The organism is Rhodococcus sp. As11 (assembly GCF_048957735.1).
GTDB classification, from domain to species: domain Bacteria; phylum Actinomycetota; class Actinomycetes; order Mycobacteriales; family Mycobacteriaceae; genus Rhodococcus; species Rhodococcus gordoniae.
The window spans coordinates 339905-354631 of record NZ_JARDJE010000002.1; the positions used below are offsets into that span (position 1 = coordinate 339905).

At 68.8% G+C, this 14727-nt stretch carries 14 protein-coding genes and 1 pseudogene; 8 read left to right on the forward strand and 7 right to left on the reverse strand.

Annotation, left to right across the window (positions count from 1 at the left end; translation table 11 throughout):
* The first annotated feature begins 648 nt into the window (after positions 1 to 648).
* The 5 genes and pseudogenes from PV766_RS04010 to PV766_RS04030 all read left to right on the forward strand — a co-directional run bounded on the left by PV766_RS04010 (position 649) and on the right by PV766_RS04030 (position 5805).
* Entirely contained in the window at positions 649 to 1875 is a 1227-nt protein-coding gene (locus PV766_RS04010; RefSeq protein WP_084421569.1) for a carboxylate-amine ligase, read from the forward strand.
* A gap of 94 nt (positions 1876 to 1969) precedes the next feature.
* Positions 1970 to 3118: a zinc-dependent alcohol dehydrogenase gene (locus tag PV766_RS04015; RefSeq protein ID WP_421096440.1), complete on the forward strand. Its 1149-nt coding sequence runs from the start codon at positions 1970 to 1972 to the stop codon at positions 3116 to 3118.
* Between the two features lie 12 nt (positions 3119 to 3130).
* Positions 3131 to 3707 (forward strand): annotated as a pseudogene (locus PV766_RS04020) (hypothetical protein).
* Positions 3708 to 3715: 8 nt separating this feature from the next.
* Positions 3716 to 4966 carry a wax ester/triacylglycerol synthase domain-containing protein gene (locus PV766_RS04025; RefSeq protein WP_421096441.1) on the forward strand — a complete coding sequence of 417 codons (1251 nt, stop codon included), beginning with the start codon at positions 3716 to 3718 and terminating at the stop codon, positions 4964 to 4966.
* A 56-nt stretch (positions 4967 to 5022) separates the two neighbouring features.
* On the forward strand, positions 5023 to 5805 hold the full coding sequence (locus tag PV766_RS04030; protein WP_064063318.1) for a hypothetical protein: 783 nt from the start codon (positions 5023 to 5025) through the stop codon (positions 5803 to 5805).
* A 40-nt stretch (positions 5806 to 5845) separates the two neighbouring features.
* Here the strand turns inward: PV766_RS04030 and PV766_RS04035 are convergent, their stop codons facing one another.
* The 4 genes from PV766_RS04035 to PV766_RS04050 all read right to left on the reverse strand — a co-directional run bounded on the left by PV766_RS04035 (position 5846) and on the right by PV766_RS04050 (position 8587).
* Entirely contained in the window at positions 5846 to 6643 is a 798-nt protein-coding gene (locus PV766_RS04035; protein WP_421096442.1) for an Fpg/Nei family DNA glycosylase, read from the reverse strand.
* Between the two features lie 3 nt (positions 6644 to 6646).
* A complete protein-coding gene (locus PV766_RS04040) occupies positions 6647 to 7126 on the reverse strand; it encodes a ribose-5-phosphate isomerase (RefSeq protein WP_064063316.1) in 480 nt (159 codons plus the stop codon).
* Between the two features lie 203 nt (positions 7127 to 7329).
* Entirely contained in the window at positions 7330 to 7917 is a 588-nt protein-coding gene (locus tag PV766_RS04045) for a GNAT family N-acetyltransferase (RefSeq protein ID WP_421096443.1), read from the reverse strand.
* A 37-nt stretch (positions 7918 to 7954) separates the two neighbouring features.
* The gene (locus PV766_RS04050) at positions 7955 to 8587 is read right to left on the reverse strand and encodes a DsbA family protein (RefSeq protein WP_421096444.1); all 633 of its coding nucleotides are present in this window, start codon (positions 8585 to 8587) and stop codon (positions 7955 to 7957) included.
* A gap of 162 nt (positions 8588 to 8749) precedes the next feature.
* On the opposite strand from PV766_RS04050, the gene PV766_RS04055 reads away from it, so the two are divergent.
* Both PV766_RS04055 and pepN read left to right on the forward strand, forming a co-directional pair.
* On the forward strand, positions 8750 to 9991 hold the full coding sequence (locus tag PV766_RS04055) for an NAD(P)/FAD-dependent oxidoreductase (protein ID WP_421096445.1): 1242 nt from the start codon (positions 8750 to 8752) through the stop codon (positions 9989 to 9991).
* 64 nt (positions 9992 to 10055) lie between these two features.
* Positions 10056 to 12638 (forward strand): aminopeptidase N, encoded by a 2583-nt coding sequence (gene pepN / locus PV766_RS04060; protein ID WP_421096446.1) that lies wholly within the window; start codon positions 10056 to 10058, stop codon positions 12636 to 12638.
* Positions 12639 to 12722: 84 nt separating this feature from the next.
* On the opposite strand, the gene PV766_RS04065 is transcribed toward pepN, so the two are convergent.
* The 3 genes from PV766_RS04065 to PV766_RS04075 are packed head-to-tail and all read right to left on the reverse strand — an operon-like array spanning position 12723 to position 14145.
* Positions 12723 to 13196 carry a DUF5130 domain-containing protein gene (locus PV766_RS04065; protein ID WP_421096447.1) on the reverse strand — a complete coding sequence of 158 codons (474 nt, stop codon included), beginning with the start codon at positions 13194 to 13196 and terminating at the stop codon, positions 12723 to 12725.
* Positions 13183 to 13455 carry a membrane protein gene (locus tag PV766_RS04070; RefSeq protein WP_016933425.1) on the reverse strand — a complete coding sequence of 91 codons (273 nt, stop codon included), beginning with the start codon at positions 13453 to 13455 and terminating at the stop codon, positions 13183 to 13185. The genes PV766_RS04065 and PV766_RS04070 overlap by 14 nt, the downstream gene beginning before the upstream one ends.
* Before the next feature lie 60 nt (positions 13456 to 13515).
* A complete protein-coding gene (locus PV766_RS04075) occupies positions 13516 to 14145 on the reverse strand; it encodes an HNH endonuclease (RefSeq protein ID WP_421096448.1) in 630 nt (209 codons plus the stop codon).
* Between the two features lie 186 nt (positions 14146 to 14331).
* Here PV766_RS04075 and PV766_RS04080 point away from each other — a divergent pair, with 186 nt between their 5' ends.
* The gene (locus tag PV766_RS04080) at positions 14332 to 14724 is read left to right on the forward strand and encodes a globin (RefSeq protein ID WP_026003131.1); all 393 of its coding nucleotides are present in this window, start codon (positions 14332 to 14334) and stop codon (positions 14722 to 14724) included.
* The last annotated feature ends 3 nt before the right edge of the window (positions 14725 to 14727 follow it).

A 14727-nucleotide genomic window follows, 5' to 3' on the forward strand; every position in this document is an offset into this window, starting at 1 on the left:
GTCGTGGATCCTGTCCGGGACCACGACACCACGAACTCCCGCCGATTGCGCACCGCATCGGCGGGAGTTCGTCGTTTCCGGAGGTTCGGCCGATCGGCGGCCTCCGCACGTATCCCGTCGTTCCTGGACACAGTGCCGGATGAGTGTCATCATGCGGTCGAGGTTGAGAAGCAGCCCACCACGAGTCGTTCGAATGCGATCTCGGCTGCAGTCCGCTTCCGCTTCGACCCACGGCACCGTTGCCGCACCGACACCGTGCGAGTCGCCCCCTCGTGTACCCGCATTCCGACGACCTCGTGGGGCCACCGCGCCGCGATCCTACGTCACCTCCACGAACGGACGTGACCACGAACGGGCGGGACGTCGTCGGGTGACACCGCAGGGGGGTGTCGACAGCCCGGCACCGTCCCGTCTCCGGCCGGCCGGAGTCGGGATCGGCTCCGGTCGGTCCCGACTCCGGAGGTTTCCACCGCGAACGTCCGGCATCTCGGTGATCGCGAAGGGGGAACACCGTTTCCGTGCAACCATGGTGCGAGATCCAGCAATTTCTCGTCTCACCCGTAGGCCGTGGTCGGTCGAGAAGGCGCCGGCGTCACCCCACGGCGCCCGCCCGCATCGAGGGCGCCTCGCGAAGTAAGGGAGGCGGCGATGACTCGGCGCCCGGCATCGACATCCTTCGACCTCGCGGCCGTCGCGAGCCCCGGGGCCGCGAGGACCGGTGCAACGGATCCCGGTCCGACCGTCGGGGTCGAGGAGGAGTTCTTCCTCGTCGACACGACCTCGGAGTGTCTCACCGAGAGCAACGAGGCTGTCGTGGCCGCCGGCCGGAGGCTCGGCGCCCGGATGGACTACGAACTCAAGCGGATCCAGATCGAGGTGAACACGCCGGTCTGCCGCAGCTCGACCGAGTTGCGGGCCCGCGTCCTCGAGGCCAGGGCCACGGCCGCCGCTGCGGCCGTGCAGTGCGGTGTGGGTCTGCTGGCGGCGGGGGCATCGCCGACGGTTCAGCCGCTCGCACCTGTGACGGACGTGCCCAGGTACCGGACGATGGCGGAGCGCTACGGACGGCTGGTCGAGGAGCAGGAGGTCTGCGGTTGCCACGTCCATGTCGGCGTGGCAGACCGGGAGATCGCGGTCCATGTGTGCAATCACGTCCGGTTGTGGTTGCCCGCCCTGCTGGCCTCGACGGCCAACTCACCGTTGTACCGGGGCCGGGACACCGGATACGCGAGCTGGCGCGCGATCGTCGCCGGCCGATGGCCGTGCTCGGGTCCCCCACCTCGTTTCACGTCGGTGGAACACTTCGATTCCGTCGTGGACATCATGATCGAGAGCGGCAACATCCTCGATCCGGGCATGGTCTATTGGGACGTGCGTCCGTCCGCGCATCTTCCCACCGTCGAGGTGCGGGTGAGCGATGTCCCGGCGACCGTCGACGAAACAGTGCTCATGGCGACCGTCGTGCGTGCGCTCGTCGCCACGGCCGAACGGGACGTACGGGCGGGCGTGGCCGCTCCCCCGGTCCCCGACGAAGTCCTCCGCGCCGCATATCTGTGCGCTGCGCGCGAGGGACCGGGAGGGCGCGCGATCGACGTATCGACGGGACGGACGACGACCTCACGACAGTCGTTCGCCACTCTCCTCCGGCACATCCGGCCCCAACTGGAGGAGACGGGGGACTATCGCCGCACGGTGAAGATGTCGGAGAAGATCTTCTCGCGCGGCACCGGCGCGATGCTGCAGCGCCGCGCATTCGGACGCCGCCACGACCCCGCCGATGTCGTCGACGCCCTGACACGGCAGTTCGTGGCCGAGCCGTGGGCGCACACCGTGTCCGGGGGCGCCCACCCGGCACCCGACGTGCCGGCGATGTGAGTCGCCCGGTCGCGGGCTGCCCGGCGCACACCGTCGTTTGACAGCTCCCGTGTCGGGTATCCGCGTCGACACGAACGACGACGAGGGAGCACAAGTGCGCGCGATGGTCTATCGCGGCCCGTACCGGGTTCGCGTCGAAGAGAAGGACATCCCCCGGATCGAACATCCGAACGACGCGATCGTCCGCGTCGAACTGGCGGCGATCTGCGGCTCCGACCTGCATCTCTATCACGGCATGATGCCCGATACCCGGGTCGGTACGACGTTCGGCCACGAGTTCGTCGGCGTCGTCCACGAGGTGGGCCCGTCGGTGCGGAATCTGAAACCCGGGGATCGGGTCATGGTCCCGTTCAACGTCTTCTGCGGGTCGTGCTTCTTCTGCGTGCGCGGGTTGTACTCGAACTGTCACAACGTCAACCCCAACGCGACCGCGGTCGGAGGCATCTACGGCTACTCGCACACCTGCGGGGGTTACGACGGCGGCCAGGCGGAGTTCGTGCGGGTGCCGTTCGCCGACGTCGGCCCCACCCTCGTCCCCGACTGGATGGACCGCGAGGACGCCCTGATGCTCACCGACGCTCTCGCGACCGGCTACTTCGGTGCCCAGCTCGGCGACATCGCCGAGGGCGACACGGTTGTGGTCTTCGGCGCCGGGCCGGTGGGCCTCTACGCCGCGAAGTCCGCCTGGTTCATGGGTGCCGGCCGGGTCATCGTGATCGACCACCTCGAATACCGGCTGGAGAAGGCCCGGACCTTCGCACACGCGGAGACCTACAACTTCGCGGAGTACGACGACATCGTCGTCCATCTGAAGAAGATCACCGGTCATCTCGGGGCGGACGTCGCCATCGACGCGGTCGGCGCGGAGGCCGACGGGAACTTCCTGCAGCACGTCACCGCTGCGAAACTGAAGATGCAGGGCGGATCGCCGGTGGCGCTGAACTGGGTGATCGACGGTGTCCGCAAGGGCGGCACCGTCTCGGTGATGGGCGCTTACGGTCCGATCTTCAGTGCCGTGAAGTTCGGGGACGCGCTGAACAAGGGACTGACGCTGCGAATGAACCAGTGCCCCGTCAAACGTCAGTGGCCCCGCCTGTTCGAACACGTCCGCAACGGCTATCTGAAACCGAACGACATCGTCACGCACCGCGTTCCGCTCGAACACATCGCGGAGGCATATCACATGTTCTCGTCGAAACTCGACGGGTGTATCAAGCCGATCATCGTCACCGACGGGAGCTGAGGAGGATCCGCCATGGCTTACACCGCAGACAAGCCCGAACCCCCCGAGAGTCCCGATCGGTTGCGCGCTCGCATTCCCGGATGGGGAGTCGACCTGGATCCGCGCGACCGCCCGTCCGTCCCGAAGGAACGGTTCGCTCCCGAAGCCACCGGCGCGCACTGGGATTTCCCCGAACGCCAACCGGGCTACGAGAACCGCGAGCGCTCCATCGAGCACGCCTTCGTCACGCCGGTGTTCGGCACCACGGCACCGCTGAAAGGACTGTCCGGTGCCGTTCGCAGGCACGCCTACCGCCGATACAGCGAAGGCCGGGCCGCGCACTGGCTGCTCCTGATCGGCGCCGACCGCATCGACGTCGCCGAGAGCCGCGTCCGTGCCCTGATGCAGGGCCGGCCCGACAATCCGGTGACCGAAAGCGGACTCCGGGCGGAGATCACCGCGCACGGCGGGGCGTCGAGGCGCCGCGGTTCGCGTGCCGACATCAACCATCAGTGGCTCGACCCGCTCATCTCGGGGGGCACCGTGGATCGCCGCAGCCGGACTGGGGGCGGTGGCCGTGGGCCGGTGGAGAGGTCGTGCGCGGACGTGACGGCCTGCATGTGGGACGACTCCGAAGCCGGCAACGACGTGTCACCTTTTCGACTCGATAGTGCAAAGCGAGAGCAAAGCGCAGGTGTCCGACGATCACGATGTGAGACGGTCCCTCATGTGAAGGACACCCCCGACGACCGCGCGCGGGCCCACTCCCCGGGTTCCTCCGTCGTCGCCGCGGTCCTTCTCGATGCCACCCCCGACTGGGATCGGGTCGCCGCGGTGCTCGCGCCCGGCAATCACGAGTCGCCCGGCTTCCGGCACCGGGTGGTGGAACTTCCGTTCGGCCTCGACCCGCCGCGTCGCGCCGGACATCCCGACTCGGATCCGCCGTGGCATCTCGACCGGGTCGCGCTGTCCGCCCCGGCGAGTTTCGAGGAAGTGCTCGCCTACGCCCGCTCGGCGCCCGACCCTTCCGGTCTCCGGCACCCCCGCTGGGAACTGACCCTGCTCGACGGCCTGGACGGCGGCCAATCGGCACTCGTGATCCGCCTCCGGCACCTCGGCTCCACGCCGGCGTCCGGGCAGGCCGACTCGATGTTGTCATGGGCGAGGTCGGTCTCCGAGCAGGGTGCCGAATCGTTCCGCACCGCGGCGCACGTGTTCACCTCGCTGAGCACCGGATTGATCAACGCCCTGCTCGGACGTACCGGTGACCGCGCCGAGGAGCCCGCGCCCCGCCCTCCGCGGTTGCACGTACTCGACGCGGATCTCGCCGCATTGCGACGCGCCTGCGAACGTGCGGGCTGTCGTGTCCCGAGCGGTTTCACCGCGGCGATGCTCCTCGCATACAGCGAATACCGACGGCGGCACGGACGCACGATGGACGGCCTGCGCGTCGTCGTCCCGGGACCGGAGGGTGGAGCGATCTCCATGACCCCCGAGGACGCGGCAGACCTCCACGCACTGGATACGGTCGACCTCATGCGACGGATCGACGTCTCGTTCCCGCCCTCCGCCGGGAGTCCGGCGGCGTCCTCCGCCGGGGCCTCGACGGAATCCGGCATCGCCGTCGGCCCCGGGGACGTAGTGGTGTCCACCCTTCCCGGCTCCCACGCACCGCTCTACGTGGGTGGTGCGAAGATCGAACGGTACTACGGCTTCGGCGCGGCCGACGGCGCGATGCTCACCGTGTCGGCGATGTCCTATCGCGACACCTGCTGCATGGGCCTGGCCGTGGATCCCATCGCCGTCCCCGATCGTGATTCGTTCGACTCGTGCCTGCAGGACGGATTGCGCGCGGTCCTCGGGGAGTGAGTCTTCCCGTCGGTACGCTGGAGGACAGGACCATCCCCCGACCGGAAGGATCGGCCGTGGAACTTCTGCTCATCGTCGCCGCCGTCGGCGCCGTGGTCTACTTCGTCTCCCGCGCCCAGAAGGGCACCACTCGTCACCGGACCGACACCCTCGACGACGCCAGAGCCGACGCGCGGCAGGCCATCGAGCGCCTCGGCGGCCAGATCTACAATCTGACCGGCACCGACGACGCCTCGCGTCAGGCACTTGCGGACGCCTCCGAACGGTTCACCGCCGCCGGCTCCCAGATCGAGCAGGCGAACACACCGATGCAGGCACGCCTCGCGAAGCAGACCGCCCTCGAGGGTCTGTACTACATCCGGGCGGCACGCCTGGCGATGGGCATGGATCCGGGCCCGGAGATCCCGACGCTCGACGGTCAGAAATCCGCGGGTGAGGTCACCGAGAAGCGCACCGTCGACTTCGAGGGCCGCACGATCGCCGCATCGCCGTCGCCGTCCTCGGCGACGCCGAACTACTATCCGGGCGGTCGCGTCGCGGGGCGGCCCGTTCCCGCGGGCTGGTATTCGGAACCGTGGTGGAAGCCGGCCCTCGTCGCGGGTGCGTGGGGCGTCGGCTCCATGCTGCTCTTCTCCTCGATGTTCGCCGGGATGGCCGGTGTCCCCTACGACGCGCAGGCGTTCGAATCCGGTGCGGGCGACCCGTCGGCGGACACCGATTACAGCGGTGGTGACGAGTACGGAGGAGGCGACGACGTCGGCGGCGGTGAGGATCTCGGCGGGGGCGAGTTCGGCGGTGGAGACGGCGGCGGATTCGATTTCGGCGGGTTCGACTTCTGAGTGAGCCGGGCCCTGCCCGGCCACGAATCCCGATCCTGATTCAGCGCGGCTGACAGACCGGGCACCAGAACAGGTTCCGCGCCTGCATCACCGAATGCAGCACGGGCGTCCCGCAGATACGGCAGGGTTCACCGGCGCGCCGATAGACGTACGTCCGGGGCCTGTTCCTGGCGTAGGCCGGTGCCCCGTGGTCGTGTTCGGGTCGAACGACGTGCATGCGCCCGTGCTTCACGCCGACGTTCATCAACTCGACGAGATCCTCCCAGATCGCATCGAACTCGGTGCGGGACAACTTGTCTCCCGGACGTTCGGGATGAATGCCGTGGCGGAACAGCACTTCGGCCCGGTACACGTTGCCCACCCCGGCGATCACCGCCTGGTTCATGAGCAACGCCCCGATCGCGGTGCGCGACCTACCGATCCGGCGCCACGCCCGTTCGGGATCAGCGTCGGAACGCAGCGGGTCGGGGCCGAGTCTCGCCTCGATCGCCTCGGCCTCGCCCGGGGTGAGTATCTCGCACGCCGCCGGACCGCGCAGGTCGCTGCCGTGGCGTGCGCCGATCATCCGCATCCGCACCTGTCCGACCGGTTCGCCGAGCGGCAACTCCCGGTCGGTGAACTCCCCGTAGATGCCGAGATGCACGTGGACGGCGAGACCGCCCTCGTAGTGGTGGAAGAGATGCTTCCCCCACGCGTCCGCGTGGGTCAGCACGCGCCCGTCCACCGCTGCGGCGCCGTCGGCGAACCGCCCCTGTGGACTGGACACCCGCACCGGCGCACCCGAGTACCACTCGTGGTGCAGCCGGGCGAGCCGGTGCAGGATGTGTCCCTCGGGCACGGATCAGGCAGGCGCGCCGGGCACTGCCGGTGCTCGGCCGGTCTTCTCGTACTCGGCGAGGATGTCGATGCGGCGCTGGTGACGCTCCTCGTCCGACCACTCGGCCGACAGGAATGCGTCGACGATCGCGAGGGTCTCCTCGAGGGTGTGCATGCGGCCGCCGATGCCGATGAGCTGCGCGTTGTTGTGCTCGCGCGCGAGCTTGGCGGTGTCGACGCTCCAGGCCAGGGCGCAACGGGCGCCCGGCACCTTGTTGGCGGCGATCTGCTCACCGTTACCGCTGCCGCCGAGCACGATGCCGAGGCTTCCTTCGTCGGCGACGGTGCGCCGTGCGGCCTCGATGCAGAAGGCCGGGTAGTCGTCGAGAGCGTCGTACTCGAACGCACCGCAGTCGATCGGCTCGTGGCCGTTCTTCTTCAGGTGCTCGACGATCTCATTCTTCCGTTCGAAGCCCGCATGGTCGGCTCCCAGGTAAACGCGCATGGCCAGAAGTCTAACGAGAGCCCGACACATCCCTGCACACCCACTGCCGTCGCACCGGGTGTCACGCCGGTGGGCGCCACGGAGGCCGAAGCTCGTCGACTCGTGCTGGAACTCGGCGCCGTAACCGGCCTCGTACCGCACCCGACTCGGCGCGTACTCCAACCCGTTGTTCTCGGCGGGGCGTAGCGTCCCCCGCCCCCGGGTCAGCGGCGCATCGCCCAGACCCTCGGGCCGTCGTCCGGCAGCTCGACGACACCGGTGACGACGAAGCCGAGACGTTCGTAGAGGCCGACGTTCGCTTCCGACGAGGTCTCCAGGCAGGCCGCGGCCCCGTGTTCCTCGGCCGCGCGGAGTCCGGGTTCGAGGACGGCCCGTCCCAGGCCGCGTCCCTGCGAGGCGGGATCGACGCCCACCGTGGCCAGGAACCACACGGGTTCGCTCGGCTGCAGTCCTGCGGTGGCCTGCTCGGCGAGTTCGGCGGCGCGGGCACGATCGCCGCGCAGTTCGGTCACCCGATCGGCGACGGAGGCGAATGCCTCCTCGAGCCCGGTGGAACGGGGCGTCGTCCACACGGCCACCGCGTCGACGTCGTCGGAGACCCACACCCTGCCGCACCGCATGCCGATCTCGGCGAGGTAGAGCCCCTGCAGGTCGCGGACGCGGGCCTCGTGATCGCGGCCGTCGACGGTGTAGCGGGTGAACGGATAGTCGCGGAACGCCCGTCCGAGCGTTGCCGTCGCCTTTCCGATATCGCGCACCGTCGCCGGCCGGACCACATGTTCGTTCGACACGCCGTGGCACTCTACCGAGCGCCACGGCCACACCCGGTCAGGAGAAGTCGGGCTCCTCGTCTCGGCTGCGCTTGAGTTCGAAGAAATGCGGGTAGGACGCGAGGGCGACCACGCCGTCCCACACCTTCCCGGCCTCCTCGCCGCGCGGGATCTTCGACAGGACGGGACCGAAGAAGGCGATGCCGTTGACGTGGATCGTGGGGGTACCGACGTCCTGGCCCACCTTGTCCATGCCGGCGTGGTGACTCGTGCGCAGGGCCTCGTCGTAGGCGTCACTGTCGGCGGCCTCGGCCAGCGCGGCATCGAGGTCGAGTTCGGCGAGCGACGCGGCGATCACGTCCGCGAAGTCCTTGTTGCCCTCGTTGTGGATGCGGGTGCCCATCGCGGCGTACAGCGGGGAGAGGATGTCGTCGCCGTACTTCTGCGCCGCGGCGATCGCCACGCGCACCGGGCCCCACGCCTTCGTCATCAACTCGGCGTAGTCGTCGGGCAGGTCGCGACCCTCGTTGAGCACGGCCAGGCTCATCACGTGGAAACGCGCCTCTATATCGCGCACCTTCGTGACCTCGAGGATCCAGCGCGAGGTGATCCAGCACCACGGGCACAGCGGGTCGAACCAGAAGTCGGCGGTGTCCTTGCCGGTCGCGGACGCGACAGTCGGGTCGCTCAAGAGATCTCCTCACAAGAGTTCGGTACGGAGCCGGGCAACTACCGAGGGTGTACAACACGGCTCCGTCGCCGATTCTTCCCGAACCGGGCCGGAAGGTGTGCCGTACCCGTAACGTCGGACCCGGGAAGCAGGTCCGGCACGCATCTCAGTGGAGGCACCACGATGTCGGGTGAGGAAACGTTTCTGATCGTCGGCGCGGGTCTGGCCGGCGCCAGGCTGGCCGAGGAACTGCGCGCCCGCGACTTTCCCGGGCGCATCCTGCTCATCGGCGCGGAGGAGCATCTGCCCTACGAGCGACCACCCTTGTCGAAGGACTACTTCGCCGGACGCAAGCAGCTTGCCGACTTCACGGTGCACGACGGTGACTGGTACCGCGATCACCGCGTCGAACTGCTGCTCGGCACGAAGGTCACCGCGATCGATCCGGCTGCCCACACCGTGACGCTGCCCGACGGGTCGACGCTGCGCTACGACAAGCTCGCTCTCGCAACGGGCTCGACGCCCCGCACGGTCCCGATTCCCGGCGCCGACGCCGAGCGCGTGTACGTCATGCGCACCGTCGAGGATTCCGATGCGCTGCTCGCCGCGATCCACGGTGAGACCGACCACGCGGGATGGCTGGCCGTCATCGGGGCCGGATGGATCGGCATGGAGATCGCTGCGAACGCTCGCGGTCGAGGTGCGGGCGTGGTGGTCGCGGAGTCCGCGAAGCAGCCGCTGCTCGGGGCGCTCGGTGAGGAGATGGGAGCGGTCTTCGCCGATCTGCACCGCGCACACGGCGTCGATCTGCGCACGAGCACCTCGGTGCGCGAGATCGTCGCGTACGACGGGCGCGCGAGCGGAATCCGGTTCGGCGACGACAGTGTGGTGCCCGCCGACGCCGTGCTCGTCGCGGTCGGGGCGCGACCGAACATCGACCTCGCCCGCGACGCCGGGCTCGCGGTCGACGACGGTGTGCTCGTCGACGCGTCGCTGCGCACGAGCGATCCGGACATCGTGGCGGTCGGCGACATCGCGTCGGTGGACCATCCGCTCCTTCGCAACCGGGTGCGGGTCGAACACTGGGCGAACGCCCTGAACCAGCCGGCTGTCGCGGCCGCGACGATGCTCGGACGCGCGGCAGCCTACGACCGGCTCCCCTATTTCTTCACCGACCAGTACGACCTCGGCATGGAATATGTCGGGCTCGCTCCGCCCGATGCGCGGGTGGTCACTCGCGGCGACGTCACCGGTCTGCACTTCCTCGCGTTCTGGCTCGACGACGAGCATCGGGTGCAGGCAGGGATGAACGTGAACATCTGGGATGCCGGCGACGACATCCGCGCTCTCATCACCTCCGGCCGGCCCGTCGACGCCGACCGCCTGGCGGACACCACGGTGCCGTTGTCCGACGTCGCTCCGTGAGGGTCCGCCGATCATGATGGGATGGACGCCGACCGACATTCCGTCGTGAGAAGGAGTTCTCCCCGTGGCACCACCGAATCTGACCCGCGAGCAGGCCGCCGAACGGGCCGCGATCCTGTCCGTCGACAACTACAGCATCGAACTGGACCTCACCGACGGTGCCGGCGGGCCGGGCACCACGACGTTCCGGTCGGTGACCACCGTCCGCTTCGACGCCACCGAGGGTGCCTCGACGTTCATCGACCTCATCGCGAAGACGGTGCACTCGGCGACGCTCAACGGCGAACCCGTGGACGTGTCCGGATACTCCGAGGAGAGCGGCATCACCCTCACCGGGCTCGCCGCCCACAACGAACTCGTCGTCGACGCCGACTGCCTGTACACGAACACCGGCGAAGGCCTGCACCGGTTCGTCGACCCCACCGACGACGCGGTGTACCTGTACTCGCAGTTCGAAACGGCCGACGCCAAGCGGATGTTCGCGTGCTTCGATCAGCCCGACCTCAAGGCCACCTTCGATCTGAGGGTCACCGCGGCGCAGGACTGGGCCGTGATCTCCAATGCCGACACCGTGCAGACGGCGGCCGCGCAGCCGGGTCTCCACATCTTCCGCACCACCCCGCGTATGAGCACCTACCTCGTCGCGTTGATCGCCGGTCCGTACGCGGTGTGGTCCGACGAGTACACCGACGAGCACGGCACCATCCCGCTGCGCATCTTCTGCCGCGCGTCGCTCGCGGAGTACATGGACGCCGACCGGTTGTTCACCGAGACCAAGCAGGGATTCGGCTTCTACCACGCCAACTTCGGGATCCCTTACGCCTTCGGCAAGTACGACCAGTTGTTCGTGCCCGAGTTCAACGCCGGAGCGATGGAGAACGCCGGTGCGGTGACCTTCCTGGAGGACTACGTCTTCCGGTCCAAGGTCACCCGCTACTCCTACGAGCGGCGCGCCGAGACCGTCCTGCACGAGATGGCACACATGTGGTTCGGCGACCTCGTCACCATGCGCTGGTGGGACGACCTGTGGCTCAACGAGTCGTTCGCGACGTTCGCGTCGGTGCTGTGCCAGGCCTCGGCCACCGAGTACACCAACGCGTGGACGACCTTCGCGAACGTGGAGAAATCGTGGGCGTACCGGCAGGACCAGCTGCCGTCCACCCACCCGATCGCCGCCGACATCCCCGACCTCGCCGCGGTGGAGGTCAATTTCGACGGCATCACCTACGCCAAGGGCGCGTCGGTGCTCAAGCAGCTCGTCGCCTATGTCGGGCAGGAACCCTTCCTCGCGGGTCTGCGCGAGTACTTCCGCGATCACGCCTACGGCAACGCCACCTTCGACGACCTGCTCGCCGCGCTCGAGAAGTCCTCCGGCCGCGACCTGTCGGACTGGGGCGCCCAGTGGCTCAAGACCACCGGCCTGAACATCCTGCGACCGGACTTCGAGGTCGACGACCAGGGACGCTTCACGCGTTTCGCGGTGGTGCAGGAAGGTGCCCAGCCCGGCGCCGGTGAGTTCCGCGTTCATCGTCTCGCGATCGGTGTGTACGGCGACGACGGCTCCGGCACGCTCGTCCGCACGCACCGCGTGGAGATCGACGTCGACGCCGCCGAGCGCACCGAGGTCCCCGATCTGGTGGGCGTGCCGCGCGGCGCGTTCGTCCTCGTCAACGACGACGACCTGACGTACTGCTCGGTGCGGCTCGACGAGGAGTCGCTCGCGACCGTCATCGACCGGGTCGGCGACATCGCCGAGTCGCTGCCGCGCACCCTGGTGTGGTCGGCGGCGTGGGAGATGACCCGTCAGGCCGAGATGAAGGCGCGGGATTTCGTCGCCCTCGTGCAGCGGGGCATCGCGGCCGAGACCGAGGTCGGTGTCGTCCAGCGGCTGCTCATGCAGGCGCACACCGCGCTGGAGAGCTACGCGGATCCGTCCTGGGCGGCGGAGTACGGCCGATCGGACTTCGCCAACCGGCTGCTCGAACTGGCCCGCGAGTCCGCGCCGGGTTCCGACCATCAGCTCGCCTTCGTCAACGCGCTGACCACCGCCTACCTGTCGCCCTGGCACACCGAGGTGCTCGAGGAACTGCTCGGCGCCGATCCGGCCACGGTCGGCCTGCCGGGGCTGACGGTCGACACCGATCTGCGCTGGCGGATCGTCCAGGCCCTCGCCGCGGCGGGTGAGGTGGACGCCGAGGGCGTCGAGTCGCCGTTCATCGACGCCGAGGCCGAACGCGACCCGACGGCCGCGGGTGCCCGCCAGGCGGCGGCTGCCCGCGCGGCACGTCCGCAGGAGGCGGTCAAGGAACAGGTGTGGCAGACGGTCGTGCACGACGACAGCGTCCCGAACATCACGGCACGCGCCGTGATCGGCGGTTTCGCTCCGGCCGGTCAAGGAGAACTCCTCGAGCCGTATGTAGCCCGGTACTTCGCGGAGGTGCCTGGGGTGTGGGAGCGCCGCTCGAGCGAGGTTGCGCAGACAGTCGTGATCGGCCTCTACCCGTCGTGGTCGATCGGTGAGCAATCGGTGGCGGCGGCAGACGAGTTCCTCGCCGGCGACCATCCGCCGGCCCTGCGCCGGCTCGTCGTCGAGGGCCGTGCCGGGGTCGTGCGCTCGTTGAAGGCACGCGCCTTCGACGCGTCCTGACGCACCGGCCTCCCGGGACGACTGTGGCCCGCTGCCTCTCCGTCACGGAGCGGCAGCGGGCCACAGGTGGTCGTGGGCTCCGGACTAGGGAGCGACCATAGCGTTCGCGATGACGCGGACGGCACTGGTGATGCCGTCGAGCAGATTCCCCTGACCGAAGGACGACACGGCCGCGGTCACGCCGAGCTGCAGCACCCGGTCGGTGGCGCGGTCGGCGGCGGTGCGGCCCGAACGGATCTCGATGCTCCGCTGGTTCGGGAAGACGGCGATGAGCACCGAGTTGTCGGCATCCGGCGTCGTCGGCAACAGGGCGTCGGTCGCAGCGGCCGGGTTCACGTCGTCGCCGATGTACACGGTGAAGCGCACATGGGTGATCCGCACGGCGTGCGTGAGCGTGTCGTCGAGGACGATGAGGTCGCGGTCCTTGAACGGCGCACCCGTGAATGCCTGGCCGAGACCGCGCACCGCGGAGATGCGTCCGCTCGCGGTGAGTGCCGCACCGTGCGGCAGGTTCTCCGGCGCGACGGCCGGACGCCGGATCACGTCACCACTTGCCACTTGCGGTACCTCCGATCAGCTCCGCCGAGGTCAGAGCGGCATGACCGTGACCATGATGCGGGTATTTCCAGGGATGGGTCGATTCGTCGGTCGCGGTCCACAGGAGCGGCTCGTGCTCCCATTTCCGGTCGAGCGTGTACGGGTCGTCCGACGGCGTGGAGCCCGGGTACTTGCTCATGACGAAGGACAGCCCACCGAAGACCAAGACGATCAGCAGCGGGATGCCGACGAAGATCAGGGTTGTCTCGAGAATGCTCACAGCCAAACGTTAGCCCAGCCGAGCCCGAAAGGCTTCATACGCCCCGGAGAACGACCCCGATCAGGCCGCACCCTCCCCCAGATACGGCAGCCAGGTGGGGTGCAACTCGGGCAGGGTGGCGAGCAGGCGCCAGTGCCGGCCCTTCGGCGGGTTCGGCACCACACGCAGGTCCCATCCGAGTTCGGTGAGCAGCTTGTCGGCCTTGCGGTGGTTGCACGGCGCGCAGCATGCGACGCAGTTCTCCCAGGTGTGCTCGCCGCCGCGACTGCGCGGCACGACGTGATCGATCGTCTCGGCCTTGCCCCCGCAGTAGGCACACCGGTTCCGGTCGCGATGCATGAGCGCGGCCCGGGTGAGCGGCACCCGCGCGTGATACGGAACGCGCACGTAGCTGCGCAGACGGATCACGGACGGCAGCTGCACCGACCATTCGGCCGACCGCACGAGCGGAGCGAGCGGATCGTCGTGCACGGTATCGGCCTTGCCCCCGGCCATCAGGACCACGGCTCTGCGAGCGGGCAGGGCGGTGAGCGGCTCGTAGGTGGCGTTGAGCAGCAACACTCGACGTTTCAACCAGTCGGGTACCGTCGCGGTGCTGTCGTGCACCACGCGCAGTGTGGTGGCCCCCGGCGCCCCTGCAGGGGCGTCCGCGGGCGGGAGTTGTCGATGCGAGCTGCTGCTGTGCTTCATACGACCTCCGAAAAGACTGGGAACAGTGGACCACGGATGCTCCCGAATCGCACCCGGAATCAGTGGACCGGTCCAGGTCGGGTCGGTGAACATCCGGTGTCGGTCCCGGCGGTCCCGGCTCGTCGGGCGGTGTGGTGTCGGGAGCGGGCACAATGGACGGTCGAGAGGGACGGTGAACGAATACAGATGAGTGACGAGCAGACCTTCTACGACGCGGTCGGTGGCGCCGAGACGTTCCGTCGGCTCACGGCGCGGTTCTACGAAGAGGTGGCACGGGACGAGATCGTCCGGCCCCTGTACCCCGAGGAGGATCTCGGTCCGGCCGAGCGGCGCATGCGGATGTTCCTGGAGCAGTACTGGGGCGGCCCGCGCACCTACTCCGAGGAACGAGGGCACCCGCGACTGCGCATGCGCCACCACCCGTTCCGGATCGGGCCGCTCGAGCGCGACGCCTGGTTGCGATGCATGCACACCGCGATCGCGTCGATAGAGGAGACGACACTCGACGACGAACATCGTCGACAGCTCGTCGACTACATGAACATGGCGGCCGACTCGATGATGAACTCGCCTGTCTAGAGG